This window comes from Terriglobales bacterium, from assembly GCA_035651655.1.
Classification (GTDB): domain Bacteria; phylum Acidobacteriota; class Terriglobia; order Terriglobales; family Acidobacteriaceae; genus DASRFG01.
Map to the genome: position 1 here is coordinate 14,153 of DASRFG010000032.1, position 15,489 is coordinate 29,641.

The window sequence follows — 15,489 nt, forward strand, 5'->3', positions numbered from 1 at the left end:
GAATAGCCCGTCCTGTTTCTCTGAATGACTTCTCAGCCTTGCCTTGCTTAGGCGGCATCAGCAATTTGAGAAATTACTGAAGGCCGGGCCGAGGCGCTGAATCCTGCATCGGGCAGCTCTGCGATAGCCTCTGCGGCTTCTGATTGTTCGTGAAACCCCACTCATGGATTCCGCTTAGTGCGCCAACGGAGGTGCCCAACCGGCGGCGGCCTACAGGCCACTTATCGCGGAACGGCTTCCAGCACGCATAACGGCGACTCCGTCTTTATCACGCGGGTCAGCTTGAATCCTGACTTGTCGAACAGCGAGGCGAATTCTTTCTCGGTACGCTCACGGCCGCCGGGGAAGACGAGCATTTCTAGATCGAGCCATTTCGCGAAGTGAGGCTCGTTGTCGGCGCTGACCACCGATTCCAGCAGCAACACCTTCCCGTTCTCCTTGCCCGCCAGCCCTGTGTGGCAGTTGCGCAGAATCACCGCGCATTGCTCGTCGTTCCAGTCGTGGATGATGTGTTTCATGATGTAGGCGTCGCCGGCGGGGACGGATTTGAAGAAATCGATGACTTCGGTGCGGCAGCGATTTTCCAAGCCGAGCGAGCGGATGCGCTGCTCGGCGCCGGGGATGACCTCGCCCAGGTCGGCGAGAATGCCTTTCATCGCCGGATATTTTTGCAGGATCGCGCACAGCACCATGCCGTGGCCGCCGGCGACGTCAACCAGAGTGCGGATGCCGGAAAAATCGTAGGCTTTCAGCGCTGCGGCGATGACCACTTCGCTGAAGTTGGTCATGGCGGCGTGAAACAGCGCGCCTTCATCGGGATTGGCGGCGAAATACTCGAAGATGGGCTTGCCCAGCACGCGCTCCGCCAGCGTTTCGCCGGTCTTCACGGAATGCATCAGCTCGGGCCAGATCTTGTAATGCAGCGGATTGGTCAGGAAGAGAACCAAATCGCGCAGCGAGCCGCGCTGGGTGCGCAAAGCACGCGAGGCGTCGGTGAGCGCGAAGATACGCGGCGCGGTTTCAGTGAACACGCCGTTGCTGGCCAGCGCGCGCAGCACGCGATAGAGCGCGTCTTCGTTGACGGAAGTTTTCGCGGCCAACTCGGCGACCGGACGCGGGCCTTGCGACAGCAGATCAGGGATGCCCAGCTTGGCGGCTATGTGCATGGCCGCGGATTGAACGTGTCCCATGGTAAGCTGCATGACGATCTCTTCGCCCGATGGCCCGCGCTTGGCGGTCTTGCGGCCAGCAGAAGGAGCGGAAGTGGCTGGAGTCATCACAGCAGTTTACCTGAAGATAACTTGCGTATGAAGACTGGCTTGCTCTTGCCTAAATGCTGAAATCGCTGCCATAAGCATCGGCCTAGCTGGGGATTATTCGACGTTGATCTTCACAGCGTCACCGAGGTTTAGGTGCCGCATAATTTGCACTCGTTGCACCGGGCCCGTAGCTCAGCGGTAGAGCAGGGGACTCATAATCCCTTGGCCCCAGGTTCGAATCCTGGCGGGCCCACCACTGGAATTCTAGTTGCGCCATCAAGCGGAGACCGCCGATTTCAAACGGACGACCCGCGCTCCGAGCTTGGCAATCGTCGACTACTCAAAAGAAGAGCCACAGCATATCCTGACACGACCACGCCCCACAGTACTCCACAGAGGTTAACAAATTGCTCGTGTCCCATCCCAATTCTGTGAATTGCAATTCCCGCAAGGAAGGAACCAGTACATACCAGCACAACGCCCAAAGCCCCAGCGGCTAGGCCGACCGGGCGCTGTCGTGTTGCCAAGTATGCTACACAGATCCACAGCAGGACGACTGAGATAAGAAAAACCGCGGTGTGTCTGGGCCTATCCATCTCAGCTGTCAGAGCATACGTGAATAGAGCTGCAGGGAAGTTGATCGCCACAGCGACCTGTGTGGCGGGTGGCACATAATCCCATGAGGGGGCCTCCCAACTCGCTGTATTGTCATGCTGAACGACTACCATCGACAGTTGGCGAATGTATGATTCTCTCTGCCGATTTCCCCAGAACAACAAGAGCACAGTGCACACAAAGAGCAATAGCGGAAGTAGAGACCAGAATCGGCCGAACGTGCCTGTCTTGCGATTATCTTGAGTCATATTCCTGCTGTAAATGTCGCAGTGGTCCCATTTGTTCAATCTTACCCCCTCGATACTGCTCCTTCGTGCTCTTTGTGGCGGTTCTGTGCTCCTCTGTGTCCTCTGTGGTTGAAGTGCGCCATGGCAACGCCGGCGCGCTCGGCTCATGCCTTTCCCTGTGCGATAATTGCTGTGGGAACAATCATGGGTAGCTGCTCAATGCCGTCCATACCATCGGGTCCGGTGAACCGGACAGTCTTCTGCGTCAAGTTTCAGAAGGAGCTGCCAGGTTTGGACGAGCCGCCTTTCGACAGCCCTCTGGGCCAGCGGATTTACGAGCATGTCTCCCGCGATGCCTGGGGCCTGTGGACGGAGCACTGCAAGATGATCCTCAACGAGTACCGCCTGAATCCCGCCAACCGCAAAGACCAGGAATTCATCGTCCAGCAAATGGAACAGTTCTTCTTTGGCGAAGGCGCGGTCTTGCCGGCGGAGTACGTCCCTCCCAAGAAAAAAGCCTAGTAAAGAATGGGCGAGTGAAAATGCCGGGGCCCCCACTCGGGGTGGAAGCGTGGGCCTTCAGGCCCACGGTCTCGACTGCGCGCCTACCTTCACACCACCGGTAGACTGGGAGAGATCACGAATTGCAATTTTTCATGGGCTAGACGGAGCGCCGCTTCTACAATCTCCGGTGATTCCCCTCGGGCAAAAATGAATCCCAGATAACTTGAACCTTCAGGAAGTGGCACCAGCTTTTCGCGGACTTTGGCAGTGATCTCTATGGCCTCGACGCCAGGGGTTTCCGCCGCCTCTCGCACATTTTTTACTTCTTCGAGAAAGCCAGCCTGTGGGATAGGAATCATCATCACGCCCGCAGCCCGGGCTTCTCGCACAGGTACGATCTTTTCGCCCAAGGCGTGGCGAAGAATCAGTTCCTCAAGCGACATGTTTTCTTGAAAGCGTAAAGTGCGCGCGCACAAACCGCCAATCGGGCGGGCCGCGATCTCCAGCGGCCAGACCCCAGCTTCGTTGACTCGCATTTCCGCGTGCAGCGGCCCGTCAAATAATCCCAATGCCCGAACTGCCTGTTCCACAGTATTCTTGATCGCAGTTTGGGTAACGGCCGGAAGGCGTGAGGGCGTCACATAGATGGTCTCTTCGAAAAATGGGCCGTCCAGTGGATCTGGTTTGTCGAAGATTGCGAGCACGTGCAGTCTGCCGCGATCAACGAGTCCTTCAACCGCGACTTCCTTCCCCTCAATATACGATTCCACCTGAATGAAGTTGCTGGAGTCCTCCCGCAACGCGCCAATCTCGCCACTGCGTAGCAGCGCACGGATGCGTAAGAAGGCAGCGGTAAATTCTTGATCTGTGTTGGCGCGGATCACTCCCCGGCTGCCCGAAAGCGAAAGCGGCTTGAGAACACAGGGGAAGCCGACCTTCAGCGCGCTTGAACTCAATATCTGCTTAGGATCCTCTTCCACGCTGAAGCGCTGGTACTCGGGCACCTTCATCCCCGCCTGACGCAGTACCTCGCGGGAGAGATACTTATCGCGGCAAATATCTGCGGCGGTTCTAGGGTGCGCCGCAAGACGCAGTGCCTCCGCCAGTAACCCGGCAGTCGGCCCCGGACGGTCACCAAGGGCGACTACACCATGGATCGGGTGGCTAGCGGCGTATTCCATCAGCTTGGCGGCGCTGGCCTCCGCATCTTCAAAGCGCAAAGGAATGGCGCCATCCCGCCAGGGATCATCAAGCACGTGGCAGCGATCGGTCCCAAACACAATGGAGACACCCAATTTCTCGGCCGATTGAACAAAGGCGCGCGTCTGGTAACCGGTCGTCGTGCACAGCAGTAAAAGACGTTTGCCGGCATGGGCGGGCATGGTAGCTTCAATCACCCTCGGGGATTGGGAAAGGCGTTGTCAAGGAGCCAGAGGGCCCAGCAGCTCTCAATTTTGCCACTTTTCCACAAACCCAAAGTGCAGGCAGGAGCATCATTAAAAATTGGCGAAGCCTGCATTAAAGACTAACCCGCTGGAAGAGGAGGCCACGTGCTCTCCAAATGTTCGAATCCTCTCTGCAGCAATGCATTTCTGTATCTTCGAGACGGCAGGTTGTTTCAAATGGAAATCGAGGAATCCGGGAGTGAACCTGCCCAATTGGCTGATGACGGCGGGGTCTCATCGCTGGGCAGGCGTTCGTCTCGTCATGTGGAATTTTTCTGGCTCTGCGGGACTTGCTCGTCCACTTTGACGTTGTCCTACAAAAGAGGACTGGGAGTGAAGGTTGTGCCACTCCAAAGTACAACCCAGGCGGCCGCCGCTTAGGCCTGAGTAGTGGCGCACCTGGCCATAGGGCGACCGTACTGCCCGGTTGCGGAATACCAGCGAATGCGTAATGCGTCCCAGGCCATACCGATCCCGTCGCGGAAATAACTCATCTTTGTGCCTTCAGCGTGCGCCCACTGTACCGGTATTTCGCGTGTAACCAGGCATAGTTTCCTGGCCAGGAAGAGCAGTTCCGGATCAAATCCCCAGCCTTCGATCTTCTGGCGCGCGAATACCGCCTGGGCGGCCCGCGCTCTGAAAGCCTTAAAGCCGCATTGCGTGTCCTTGAAGCTGAGACCCAGAGCCAGGCGCAGCAGCACATTAAAAACACGGCTAAATAATTGCCTATAGAACGGCTGGCGCTCGGTTTGTAGTTCGCTGCGCAGCCAGCGCGATCCGATTGCAACATCGGCGCCCGCAGTTAGGGCGGCGAACAGCTTCGAGGCCTCCTCGATGGGCGACGAAAGATCCGCGTCGGTGAATAGCAACAATTCGCCTTGTGCCTGTAGCATTCCATTACGAACGCTATAACCTTTGCCGCGATTGCCCGGATTTTGTACCAGGCGCACCGCGGAATGCCTCTGGGCATAGCCCTTTACAATCTGGACCGTGTCGTCGCAGGAGCCGTCATCCACCACGATGACCTCGGCGCTCCAGCCTTGGTTGTCAATATGGGCCAGTATCTTGTCCAGGCTGAGCACGATCCGCTTACTCTCATTGTAAGCGGGCATCACGATGCTGTAAGTAGGGCCATTCATAGGGATTGCATGGTGCGGTTGATACGGGCTGCGCAGGTTAATAAAGCCATCTTACTCGTCAACAAGTTGCGGCAGCACAGTTCTGACTGTAAGTAGATGAGGAAAACACCCGGACTAGATGGCCAGAGTTTCAGCTGGCCGCTTGCAATTGCTCGCCACTGATCATCCCGAAGAACTCGTTGACTAGTTCTTCGTCCCAAAGACCCGCCTGAGCCTCCTCGCGCATCGCCTGGGCGGCCTGTTGATGGGTCAGGGCCGGTTTGTAAGGGCGCTCCGTGCGCAGGGCGTCGTAAACGTCCACTACCTGGAGGATGCGTGCCAAAAGGGGTATGTCCCGGCCGCGGAGCCCGTCCGGATAGCCACTTCCATTCCAATGCTCATGGTGATGCCGAATGATGGGCAGCACCAGACGTAAAGACTTCAGGGGCTTGCAGATAGCTTCGCCCGTCATGGGATGTTTTTTGATGATTTCCCACTCTTCCGGGCTCAGATTGCTCCCTTTCTTCAGAATCTCGTCGGGTACCTTAATTTTTCCCAAATCGTGGAGGTAACCACCACGTTTGAGCGCAACCAGTGACGCTTCTTCGAGGCCAAGATGCCGCCCCAATTGAGAGGCATATTGCGCCAAGCGCTCACAGTGGCCTTCGGTGTAGGGATCGCGGGCTTCGACACTCAATCCTAGGGTGCAAAGTACTGCTTCGGCATTCTCCAGTTCGTCGGTAAAGTCCTTGAGCTTAAGCAGGGATTTGACGCGCGCAAAGAGCTCTTCGGGAAAGATCGGCTTATTGAGAAAGTCGTCCGCGCCGGCTTCAATGCCACGTACCCGGTCCTCGCGGTCGGTAAGACCCGTGACCATGACCACTGGGATGAGGCGAGTTATCGGATCATCCTTCAACTCACGGCAAAGTTCGTAGCCGGACTTCCCCGGCATCACAACGTCCAATAGGATCATATCCGGCTGATGCTGCCTGATTTTTGATTCCGCTTGCTCTACGTGCAGCGAGACCACCACGTCGTAACCCTTCGACGACAACAACTCCCGCATAAGCAAGGCATTGTCGGGATTATCGTCCACCACCAGAATGGTAGGGGCGTGCTTACCTGATTGGATTTCGGGCATCCCCTTCTGGGACGAAGGGGAGCGTACTTTGGTTGCATCTCGAAAGGGACTCGGCCTCATCATGAACCTGCAATATCAACGAATCGGGAATATTGTAACCAAATCATACCGGTGATGCACGAAGCACGTTCTAATTTGGCAGAAGAATCGGCTCTCTTGCGGGAGCAATCCTTGCTCCCATGCTCTGGTGGGGGTTACGCTTTTGCTATGCGATGGGGAATTTTCTCGCGGAACTTGCATATTATTTTTCCTAAAATCCTGCTGGCCGGATTTCTCCTGCTTGCATTTAATACCGCCAGAGCGCAACACGTCATCACCTTTGGAAAGCCACTTCCGGTCAAATGGTTTGTAGGCCCTAGCGAAAGCCGCGTACTTCCATTGAAGGTCCGCGCTCTCTATGTTGATGGCCGCGTGAAAGAATTCACCATCGGCGATGTACATGATGTGACTGAACGTTTGTTCGTGGTGCGCCGCGGCTTCCGTTTGAATGACCTGCTTCCGGCCGACGAGAAGAAAGTTCCGGACTGGCGCTGGCAGCGAGGTGGCTGGATCCTGGTGGACCGCAGCAGCGGCCACATTTCACAACTAAAATTGCCGGATTTTGATCCCTTCTATTCAGTCGTGAGCTGGTACCGCGATTATGCGGCTTATTGCGGCTTATCCGAAGATGGCGGAAAGGCATACGCCGTCGTCGCAGAGCTAGGCATCAAGAAGCCGGTTGTGCGCAAGGATCTGGGTGCGGCATCGCAGTCTGATGTGCCTGATTCTGAGTGCCCCGCACCGCTTTGGCAGCGACAGCCACCGCGCGTGACTTTCACTCCTCGTGGCGGGCCGAAGCTAAGCTTCACGGTTCGAGGGCACGCTGCCGGGCTGCTCAGCGAAGAGGCCGCCGAACCGGAATCCAAGTGATCGTGAGCCGCGGGGATGTTTCTGGTGCTGCAGCCCGCGCTGCTACCTGAAGACCAAAAAGAAAACGGGCGGCGTGTGATCGCCGTCCGTTTTGTTCGGCTGCCGTTGCAAAACTTATTTCAATGATGCGGTCGTACGGGCCGGGCTTTTCTTCGCGGCCTTCGATTTCTGCTTCGCAGGTTGCTGCTTCACCGAGTGATGGGCCTTGACAGCTTGTTTCTTCACTGCCGGCTTTTTCGCCGATTTGGACTGCGCCTGCTTCTTTGGCGAGTTGCTCATCTTGCTCGCATGCTTCGCCGGCTTGCTCTGGTTCTTGGCCACAGCGTTCTTCGGCTGCTTGTTTTCATGTTTCGGCGCAGCTTGCTTGGGCTGAGGCTGCTTCGCCGAAGCCGGTTTCACTTGGGCGTGCTTGGGCTGCGAGGGCTTGGAATTGTTATCGCCACCCTTGTGCCGCCAAAAAGCCACCTTGGAGAGACGGCTGTGTTGCTCTGTGCTGTTCCCTTTGCTCTTGGTCTTGCTCTTGTCAGAGCTGTTGCTGCTGCCCTGCGCCAAGGCTACCGCGCTGCATAGCGCCAGGCCGGCTACAAGGGCTAAAGTTGTCCTCACCGATTTACTCATAAATCCCCCAGTCCTGTGCATTGTGCGTTTCCGGCCCGCCGCGCACAAGTAACGAAAGGGAATACGCAAATAGGACGGGAGTCATCAACAGGCGTCGCAGTGGCGGTTATTTATGCTGCCCGGGCCTGCTCATAGGCATGCGCCAAACGAAAAATCGTGGCTTCATCGAAGTGTTTGGCGAAGATCTGCACTCCAATCGGAAGGCCGGAACCGGTTTCACCGCAGGGCACGGAGATCCCAGGAATGCCCACTAGATCAGCCACAACTGTATAGATGTCAGCCAGATACATGGCTAACGGGTCGTCCGCCTTTTCACCAAGTTTAAAAGCAGGAGTCGGGCAAGTGGGCGTGATAACAGCGTCCACACTGCCAAATGCCTGCTCGAAGTCGCGAGTGAGCAGCGTACGAACCTTCTGTGCTTTCAAGTAGTAGGCATCGTAGTAGCCGGCGCTCAGGGCGTAGGTGCCCAGCATGATGCGACGCTTCACCTCGGCGCCAAAACCCTCGTCACGCGTACGGCGGTACATCTCGGCCAGAGTGCGCGCCTCCTTCGCCCGGGAGCCGTAACGCACTCCATCGTAGCGCGCCAGATTCGAAGACGCTTCGGCGGTGGCCACCAGGTAATAAGTGGGAATTGCGTACTCCGTGTGCGGCAGTGAGATGGAAACGACTTCGCATCCGCACTTGGCCAGCTTCTGGATCGCGGCTTCGACTGCCGCCCGCACCTCGGGGTCGAGGCCTTCCCCGAAATACTCCTTGGGAACGCCCAATTTCAACCCGCGCACCGGGCGTTCGATCTGCTCCAGATAGTTGGGTACGGGCACCTCGGCTGAGGTTGAATCCATTGGATCGCGCCCAGCGATCACCCCCAGCACCGTAGCGGCGTCTTTGACGGTCTTGGTCAGAGGCCCGATGTGGTCGAGCGAGGAGGCAAATGCAATCAATCCATAGCGCGAGACGCGACCATAAGTCGGCATCATGCCGACTACCCCGCAAAACGACGCTGGCTGGCGGATGGAGCCACCCGTGTCTGAGCCCAACGCGGCCACGGCAGTACCGGCGGCGACTGCTGCCGCGGAGCCTCCAGAAGATCCGCCCGGCACGCGGCTAAGATCGCGAGGATTGTGCACCGCCCCGTACGCCGAATTTTCATTCGACGATCCCATGGCGAATTCATCGCAGTTGGTCTTGCCTAACACCACCGCTCCCGCAGCCTCAAGCCGCGCCACAGCCGTGGCGTCATAAAGGGGCACAAAATTCTGCAGGATCTTCGATCCCGCGGTGGTGCGGACGCCCCGGGTGATGATCACGTCCTTGATCGCGAGCGGCACGCCTCCGAGTACCGGCAAGGGCTCGCCTTTATCCGCAAGCGCGTCCATGCGGGCTGCCTGCTGCAAGGCACGATCTTTGGAGAGGGTGAGATAAGCGTGGATCGCGGGATCATCTTTCTCGATTTTGCCGTAGAAAGACTCGGCCAGAGCAGCGGCGGTAGTCTGCCGCTCCTGTACCGCAGTGCGCGCCGATTCGACGGTGAGTAGATTTAAGTCCAAGAGGTTTTCGATTCAGATGAAGATGTTAAGCGGAGATTTGGAATCCAACAAACGCTATCTCTCAATCACTTTTGGGACTTTAAAGAAGGTCGCTTCGCATTCGGGAGCGTTCTTAAGCGCCTCTTCTGGCTTAAACGACGGCCGCAAACCCTGCGGAATGTCGTCCCTAAACGCGTAAGCGAAGCGTGCCGTGCCCGTCTTCGACTGATCAACGCCGTACTTGTCTGAGACTTGGGCCATCGGCGGCACGTTCGAGGTATCAAGCCCAGCAAGCCGGTCCACATACTCCAGAATGGAGTTGAGGTCTTTCACCATTCGCGTGCGTTCTTCCGCTGTGAGCTCCAGGTTGGCCAGACTGGCGACGTGGAGCACATCCTGCTCAGTGACTTTCATGGCCGATTTCTTTATGACAAGTGATGCTGGGACCGTGCTGCTGTCTTAAGTATGCGTGACAGCCTTGGCGCGTTGCGGTGTACTGTCCTCAGCTATTACGAAGGCAATCTTTCTAACATTTTTGGTAACAAACTTGTTCACTTCGGCAAGATACTGCGGCGCCAGACCCAAAAGTTGGGTTCGCCAGTTGGCATCGGGCACCTGCACGCTCAGCACTCCGTCGGTGAAGTCCAGAGCGCGGGTCTTGCCGGCCACCGCGGTTCCGCAAACGAGTGGCCAAGCCAGCACCGCCGCATCGTCTGTAGGCGCCCGGCGTAAGGTATCGGTTACGATCTTCTGCAGGCCCGCTCCAGCGTGTTGCATCAGTCACCTCGCTCGTTGGATGAAGAGGCTCGCCCTCGGCTCTCGCCGTGGCTAGTTTTCACGCGCCTCGCGTTGGCTCTTGGCGAATCATGCAGAAACTCGCCAGCAGGATAATTGACGACCCAGCAGCTTACCACCCCAAAGCTTCGGTCTAATCCTGAAATTCTACCATCCGGCGAAGGATTGAGAGCGGAAATCCAGCCACTTGCCCAACTTTTTTGGTTCCAATAAGCTGCAAGGCTTCATTCCCGGAGTGAAAAATGAGACTTCTTGCAGGTTTGGCGGTATCCCTTTGTCTGGCAATAATGGGCACTCCCGCGCAACAAGGGGCGGCAACGCACAACCCGAAGCTGGAGCAGGCTTACAAGCTGCTTGACGCCTACATTGATCGTGAGATGAAAGCCCAGCACGTGCCCGGCATTTCTCTGGCAATCACCGACCGCCACGGGCTGATGCGGACCTCGAACTACGGATTTGCCGACATCAAGACCCGCGCGCCTATAACGCCAGATACGCTCTTCGAAATAGGATCCATTTCAAAATCCTTTACCGCAACCGCGCTGCTGCAGCTACGTCAGGAGGGCAAGTTCGATCCAAGGCAGCCGGTGACTACATATCTGCCGTGGTTTTCGATCCACAGTAAATATGTGCCCATCACCAGCCACGATCTTCTGACTCACACTGCGGGCCTGCCGCGCGATCGCGACGATGTTCCTTCCTCGCCGTATCAGGCAGCGGGCGTCCGCGAACGCTGGACCGGATATGCGCCGGGGCAGCACTTTGCATATTCCAATATTGGTTACCAGATCATGGGCAACGTGCTGGGCGAGATCACGAAAGAGCCGTACGCGGAGACAATCCGCAAACGCATCCTTCAACCGCTTGGGATGAGTCACACAGAAGCGGTATTCACTCACGACACTTACCGGCGGCTGGCGACCGGTTATGCGCCGCTGTACGACGACCGGCCTTACCGTCCGACGCAACCCCTGATCGAAGCCACCTGGCAGGAGTACGCCTCCGGGGACGGTTCCATTGTGTCAACCGCGACTGACATGGCGGCCTACGTTCGCATGTTGCTCAACCATGGCGCGGGTCCTGATGGACGCGGCGTTCTTTCCGATGAAAGCTTCAAGCTGTTGACGCAGCGCGCCGTGAAAATTTCCGCTGACGAAGACGACTACTACGGATACGGGATTGACAGCCGGGATGTTGATGGTCACCGATATGTTGGTCACGGTGGCGGGATGATCGGCTACAGTTCGCACATCGAAGCCGACCTGGACAGCGGCATCGCGGTGGTGGTCCTAGAAAATGCGCCGCTCGGGCCGACACCCATCTCCGACTTCGCGCTGAAAATTATGCGCGCTGCGCTTGAGGGTCGTGACCTTCCCACCCTGGCAGACGACTCCAAGACAAGGGTGACGAACGCGAACGACTACCAGGGAGTTTATACGTCTGCCGATGGCCGCAAACTTACGTTGCTCGCTGAGGGTGAACAGCTGCTGCTGGAGCAGGGGGGAAAGCGAATCCCGCTGCAGACCAGTGGCAAAGACAGCTTCCTGGTTGAGCATCCCGACTTTGCGTTGTTCCCACTGCATTTTGGGCGCGAGAACGGCAAAGTGGTGGAAGCGTTCTACGGGGGAGATTGGTACGCAGGAGAGCGCTATTCCAGGCAGGGAACCTTCACCGTCCCGCCTGAATGGGAGAGCTACGTGGGTCACTACCGCGCGGCGCATGCATGGTCGAACAATTTTCGCGTCGTGCTGCGCAAGGGCAAGCTCTGGCTGATCTTTCCGCAAGGCGACGAGATGACGGCGACGCCAAGCGAGGGCGGAGGGTTTGCCGTTGCTGAGGAGGGCGAGCCGGCGCGGGAGCAACTCTTCTTTGACACGCCGGTGCACGGCCACATGCTGCGCGCGACACTCTCCGGGTTGAGCTACTACCGATTTTTCACGCCGTGACCGGGAACTGCTCGCGCACAAAGGTCAAAGCCTGGTCCTTGCTCTGCAACCGGCCTTCAAGTTGGGCGTCTTCGACGCGGGAGAGAATCTCTTTGAATCCTGGTCCGGGGGGGTAGCCGGCCGCGATCAGATCGTCGCCGGTGAGCAGGGGTTGCGGTCGAATCTGCTCTTCGGCCAGCGAGCCGCGCTTCTCACGCACAAATTCGTACAAGGTGAGATCGCCATGACTGGAGAGGCAATCCAGCCGGTGCAACTCCAAGTGCTGGTCAAAATGCGGCAGCCGGAAGAAGCGCTTCAAGGTTGACTGCTTCATGCGCTGCACATCGGCAAAGCGCATGTGATTCGCCACCAGCGCGGCAATCTGCTCGGTTTCGTGCTTGGAGAACCGCAGGCGCCGGCAAATCTCTTCCGCCATCCGGACCCCAATTTCCACATGGTTATCAAAACGTATGCGGTCCGGCGCCACACGAAAGGTCGGTGGCTTGCCGACATCGTGAAGCAAGGCGCCCCAAGCCAGGGTCTTTGAGCACGGGTGCGGCAAGTTCTCCAGCAGCATGAGGGTGTGTACCCAGACGTCACCTTCGGGATGGAACTGCGGCGGCTGCTCCACGCCTTTCATCGCTGACACTTCCGGTAGCACTTCTTTTAAAAGGCCGCTTTCATCGAGCAATTCAAAAGCGCGTCGCGCGCGACCTTCGGTAAGCATCTTGGTCAGCTCCTCGCGGATGCGCTCGCAGCTTACCTGATGAATTTGTGCCGCCATCTTCTGGATGGCCACGAAAGTAGCGGGCTCGATTTGATACTCGAAACGTGCGGCGAACCGCACGGCGCGCAGCATGCGGAGCTTGTCTTCGCGGAAACGGAGCTCAGGCTCGCCGATAGTGCGAATTATTTTGGAACGGATGTCGGCCCGTCCGCCAACGTAATCAAGAATGCGATCGGCTTCGGGATCGTAAAGTAAGCCATTGATGGTGAAATCGCGGCGCTGGACGTCTTCTTTGGGATCGCTCGAGAAGCGCACCTGGTCAGGATGTCGGCCGTCGCTGTATCCGATGTCGCTGCGGAAGGTAGCGACCTCGACCACACCCGCCTTGTCTGTCTGATGCTCGGCCGAATTCGCAGTGCCGATTTGGGAAGGTCTGGCGGGCTGCTCATTGCCATCTGGAGATGGAACCAGCACCACCCCGAACTGGGCACCCACCGCATAGCTCTGGGGAAAGATCCGCATCACCTGGTCGGGAGTGGCGCCAGTGGCTACGTCGTAGTCGGCAGGCTGGCGTCCGAGCACGATGTCACGCACGCATCCGCCGACCAGGTAAGCCTTGTGGCCGGCCAGGTGCAAAGTACGCACGATTTGGATGGCGAAATCCCTCACCGAATTTCCAGTTGGGACAGGCGAGGGCGCCTGTCCCAGCGCGAGCATCGTTTATTGCGACGATCACGTCAACGTCGCAATTCCAATAATATAGAAGCTGTGGCAGACACCTACATTTTGGGCATTGAAAGCTCTTGCGACGAGACTGCTGCGGCGGTGGTGCGCTCAGGTGAACAAGTGGTCTCGAACGTCGTGTTTTCCCAGTTCGCCACGCACGGACCGTACGGCGGAGTGGTGCCCGAGCTGGCTTCGCGCGAGCACTTGCGCGCGATCGTGCCGGTGGTCCGCCAGGCCCTCGAAGATGCCCACCAGACCTACCAGAGCGTTGATGCGCTCGCCGTCACTCAGGGACCCGGCCTCGCGGGCGCGCTGCTGGTGGGGATCAGCTATGCAAAGGCGTTGGCATTCGCGCTGGAAAAGCCGCTGATCGCGGTCAACCATTTGGAGGGGCACATCCACGCGGTACTGCTCGAGGAAAGGCAGAAAGGAAATCGTGAGCTGGCGTTTCCGGTGCTGGCGCTGGTGGTTTCAGGAGGCCACACCCATCTTTACCTCGCCAACCAGCGGAATCAAGGTTGGAGTTATGAGAATGTCGGCCACACCCGGGATGATGCCGCCGGCGAAGCCTTCGACAAAGTCGCTAAGCTGCTGGGCTTGGGATATCCCGGCGGGCCAGTCATAGACAAGCTGGCCCGCTTTGGGGACGCCGGCGCCGTCAAATTTCCGCTGTCGCAAATCAAACATCCGGACCGGCGTGAAAAAGATGCTCCCCAAAAAGGCGGCCCTCGGAACATTGATTTTTCTTACAGCGGAATCAAAACCAGCGTGCTGCGCTACGTTGAAACTCACGATATGCGCAGCAGCATTGAAGCACGTCAGCGGGCGCTTTCTGCAACTAAGCCCTCGATTGAGGAGCTGCGCGCCTCATGCGATCGGCAGACGCTCGATCTTGTGGCGTCCTTTCAGCGCGCCATGGTAAACGACCTGGTGCAGAAGACCCTCACAGCCGCCCGCGAATTCGAGGCGGCAACGCTTTTCGTCACCGGCGGTGTGGCCGCCAATCAGGAACTGCGGCAGACGTTTGAAGATCGTGCCGCCCGAGAAGGGTTGCCGGTGTATTTCCCTTCCCGTCCGCTCTCCACCGACAACGCTGCCATGATTGCGGCAGCGGCGTATCCCAAATTTGTTTCCGGTGATTTCTCGAACCGTGAGCTTTCCGCGGAAGCGTCGTTGCGACTGAAGTAAGCAGTACTTAATTGGCAGCGGCGTCGCCCAACGCCACCCTGAGCGCGGTCTGCAACTGGGATTCGATATCAATGTCCTTGAAGATCACGCAGTCCGCCCGGTTCTCCTGCTCATCGAAGCCGCTCTGCCGGCCGGCCAAAATCACAATCGGAATGGTGGATGTCTCCCGCCTGGTTTTTAACTCGGAGATGAACTCACTGCCTGACATTTTGGGCATCTGCATGTCGGTAATGATGATGCAGGGCTGCATTCGGGTCAGAAACTCCAGTGCCTCGACGGGATTGGTGGCAGCTTCCACATTGAAGCCGCGCTCCTCGAGGAAGCGGCATACGGTATGACGAATCAACATGGAATCGTCCACCACAAGCGCCACACGGGCCATGGGCAAGTTCGCATCCATCCCTCGAAACTAACAAACCAGGCAAGCGCAGCCAACAGGGCGGCGGGATTTCTTGATTACGTTGGTCACGAATCGTGCGGTTTCCGGCGCACAGCGGGTCGTAATATCCCCAAAATTCGGAAGCAGCTCGGCTAGTCTTCCTCGGCGGGAATGCGCTCTTCAATGGCCATGTCTTTGAATTCGCTGGCTTCAAAGATCTCGCCGCATTCGAGGCATTCTACGAACTCAGCATCCTCTTCGCGTGACACAATCTGCACGCGAGGGTGCTCACATGGCTGCTTCATGTTGGGTTGCGCGGGGGCTGGTGGACGTTGCTGGGGCGGATTCATAAATCCCGGATTTTTGCCCGACGCGCCAGGGCGG

Annotated in this window: 15 protein-coding genes and 1 tRNA gene; 5 read left to right on the top strand and 11 right to left on the bottom strand. The window is 57.7% G+C overall.

All coding sequences use genetic code 11. The features are described from left to right. Nucleotides 1-221 precede the first annotated feature (221 nt). On the bottom strand, nt 222-1,277 hold the full coding sequence (locus VFA76_15750) for a methyltransferase (GenBank protein HZR33300.1): 1,056 nt from the start codon (nt 1,275-1,277) through the stop codon (nt 222-224). A gap of 163 nt (nt 1,278-1,440) precedes the next feature. Between VFA76_15750 and VFA76_15755 the strand changes: the two genes are divergently transcribed. Together VFA76_15755 and VFA76_15760 are read left to right on the top strand one after the other, a co-directional pair. After that, nucleotides 1,441-1,515 (top strand) — tRNA-Ile (locus VFA76_15755). A gap of 805 nt (nt 1,516-2,320) precedes the next feature. Beyond that, nucleotides 2,321-2,623, top strand: coding sequence for an oxidative damage protection protein (locus VFA76_15760; protein ID HZR33301.1), 303 nt, complete (start codon nt 2,321-2,323; stop codon nt 2,621-2,623). Nucleotides 2,624-2,712: 89 nt separating this feature from the next. Here the strand turns inward: VFA76_15760 and VFA76_15765 are convergent, their stop codons facing one another. The 3 genes from VFA76_15765 to VFA76_15775 form a co-directional block, all read right to left on the bottom strand. Beyond that, a complete protein-coding gene (locus VFA76_15765) occupies nt 2,713-3,987 on the bottom strand; it encodes an ATP-grasp domain-containing protein (protein HZR33302.1) in 1,275 nt (424 codons plus the stop codon). Nucleotides 3,988-4,427: 440 nt separating this feature from the next. Then, on the bottom strand, nt 4,428-5,189 hold the full coding sequence (locus tag VFA76_15770) for a dolichyl-phosphate beta-glucosyltransferase (protein ID HZR33303.1): 762 nt from the start codon (nt 5,187-5,189) through the stop codon (nt 4,428-4,430). A 130-nt stretch (nt 5,190-5,319) separates the two neighbouring features. Continuing rightward, nucleotides 5,320-6,309 (bottom strand): HD domain-containing phosphohydrolase, encoded by a 990-nt coding sequence (locus VFA76_15775; GenBank protein HZR33304.1) that lies wholly within the window; start codon nt 6,307-6,309, stop codon nt 5,320-5,322. A gap of 207 nt (nt 6,310-6,516) precedes the next feature. Here VFA76_15775 and VFA76_15780 point away from each other — a divergent pair, with 207 nt between their 5' ends. Further along, complete coding sequence (locus VFA76_15780; GenBank protein ID HZR33305.1) at nt 6,517-7,218, top strand: hypothetical protein; 702 nt, start codon at nt 6,517-6,519, stop codon at nt 7,216-7,218. 114 nt (nt 7,219-7,332) lie between these two features. Here VFA76_15780 and VFA76_15785 read toward each other — a convergent pair whose 3' ends face one another. The 4 genes from VFA76_15785 to VFA76_15800 form a co-directional block, all read right to left on the bottom strand. Next, nucleotides 7,333-7,836, bottom strand: coding sequence for a hypothetical protein (locus VFA76_15785; protein ID HZR33306.1), 504 nt, complete (start codon nt 7,834-7,836; stop codon nt 7,333-7,335). A 110-nt stretch (nt 7,837-7,946) separates the two neighbouring features. Continuing rightward, complete coding sequence (gene gatA, locus VFA76_15790) at nt 7,947-9,386, bottom strand: Asp-tRNA(Asn)/Glu-tRNA(Gln) amidotransferase subunit GatA (GenBank protein ID HZR33307.1); 1,440 nt, start codon at nt 9,384-9,386, stop codon at nt 7,947-7,949. Nucleotides 9,387-9,440: 54 nt separating this feature from the next. Continuing rightward, nucleotides 9,441-9,779 (bottom strand): Asp-tRNA(Asn)/Glu-tRNA(Gln) amidotransferase subunit GatC, encoded by a 339-nt coding sequence (gene gatC / locus VFA76_15795; GenBank protein ID HZR33308.1) that lies wholly within the window; start codon nt 9,777-9,779, stop codon nt 9,441-9,443. Nucleotides 9,780-9,824: 45 nt separating this feature from the next. Next, the gene (locus VFA76_15800) at nt 9,825-10,142 is read right to left on the bottom strand and encodes a DUF721 domain-containing protein (GenBank protein ID HZR33309.1); all 318 of its coding nucleotides are present in this window, start codon (nt 10,140-10,142) and stop codon (nt 9,825-9,827) included. 260 nt (nt 10,143-10,402) lie between these two features. Between VFA76_15800 and VFA76_15805 the strand changes: the two genes are divergently transcribed. Next, complete coding sequence (locus VFA76_15805) at nt 10,403-12,106, top strand: serine hydrolase domain-containing protein (GenBank protein ID HZR33310.1); 1,704 nt, start codon at nt 10,403-10,405, stop codon at nt 12,104-12,106. On the opposite strand, the gene VFA76_15810 is transcribed toward VFA76_15805, so the two are convergent. Then, nucleotides 12,096-13,529 carry a CCA tRNA nucleotidyltransferase gene (locus VFA76_15810; GenBank protein ID HZR33311.1) on the bottom strand — a complete coding sequence of 478 codons (1,434 nt, stop codon included), beginning with the start codon at nt 13,527-13,529 and terminating at the stop codon, nt 12,096-12,098. The two genes, VFA76_15805 and VFA76_15810, sit on opposite strands and share 11 nt — an antisense overlap. Nucleotides 13,530-13,580: 51 nt before the next feature. Between VFA76_15810 and tsaD the strand changes: the two genes are divergently transcribed. Next, entirely contained in the window at nt 13,581-14,726 is a 1,146-nt protein-coding gene (tsaD, locus tag VFA76_15815) for a tRNA (adenosine(37)-N6)-threonylcarbamoyltransferase complex transferase subunit TsaD (protein ID HZR33312.1), read from the top strand. 7 nt (nt 14,727-14,733) lie between these two features. Here the strand turns inward: tsaD and VFA76_15820 are convergent, their stop codons facing one another. Both VFA76_15820 and VFA76_15825 read right to left on the bottom strand, forming a co-directional pair. After that, a complete protein-coding gene (locus VFA76_15820) occupies nt 14,734-15,126 on the bottom strand; it encodes a response regulator (protein HZR33313.1) in 393 nt (130 codons plus the stop codon). A gap of 131 nt (nt 15,127-15,257) precedes the next feature. Further along, nucleotides 15,258-15,410 (bottom strand): hypothetical protein, encoded by a 153-nt coding sequence (locus VFA76_15825; GenBank protein ID HZR33314.1) that lies wholly within the window; start codon nt 15,408-15,410, stop codon nt 15,258-15,260. Between the last annotated feature and the right edge of the window lie 79 nt (nt 15,411-15,489).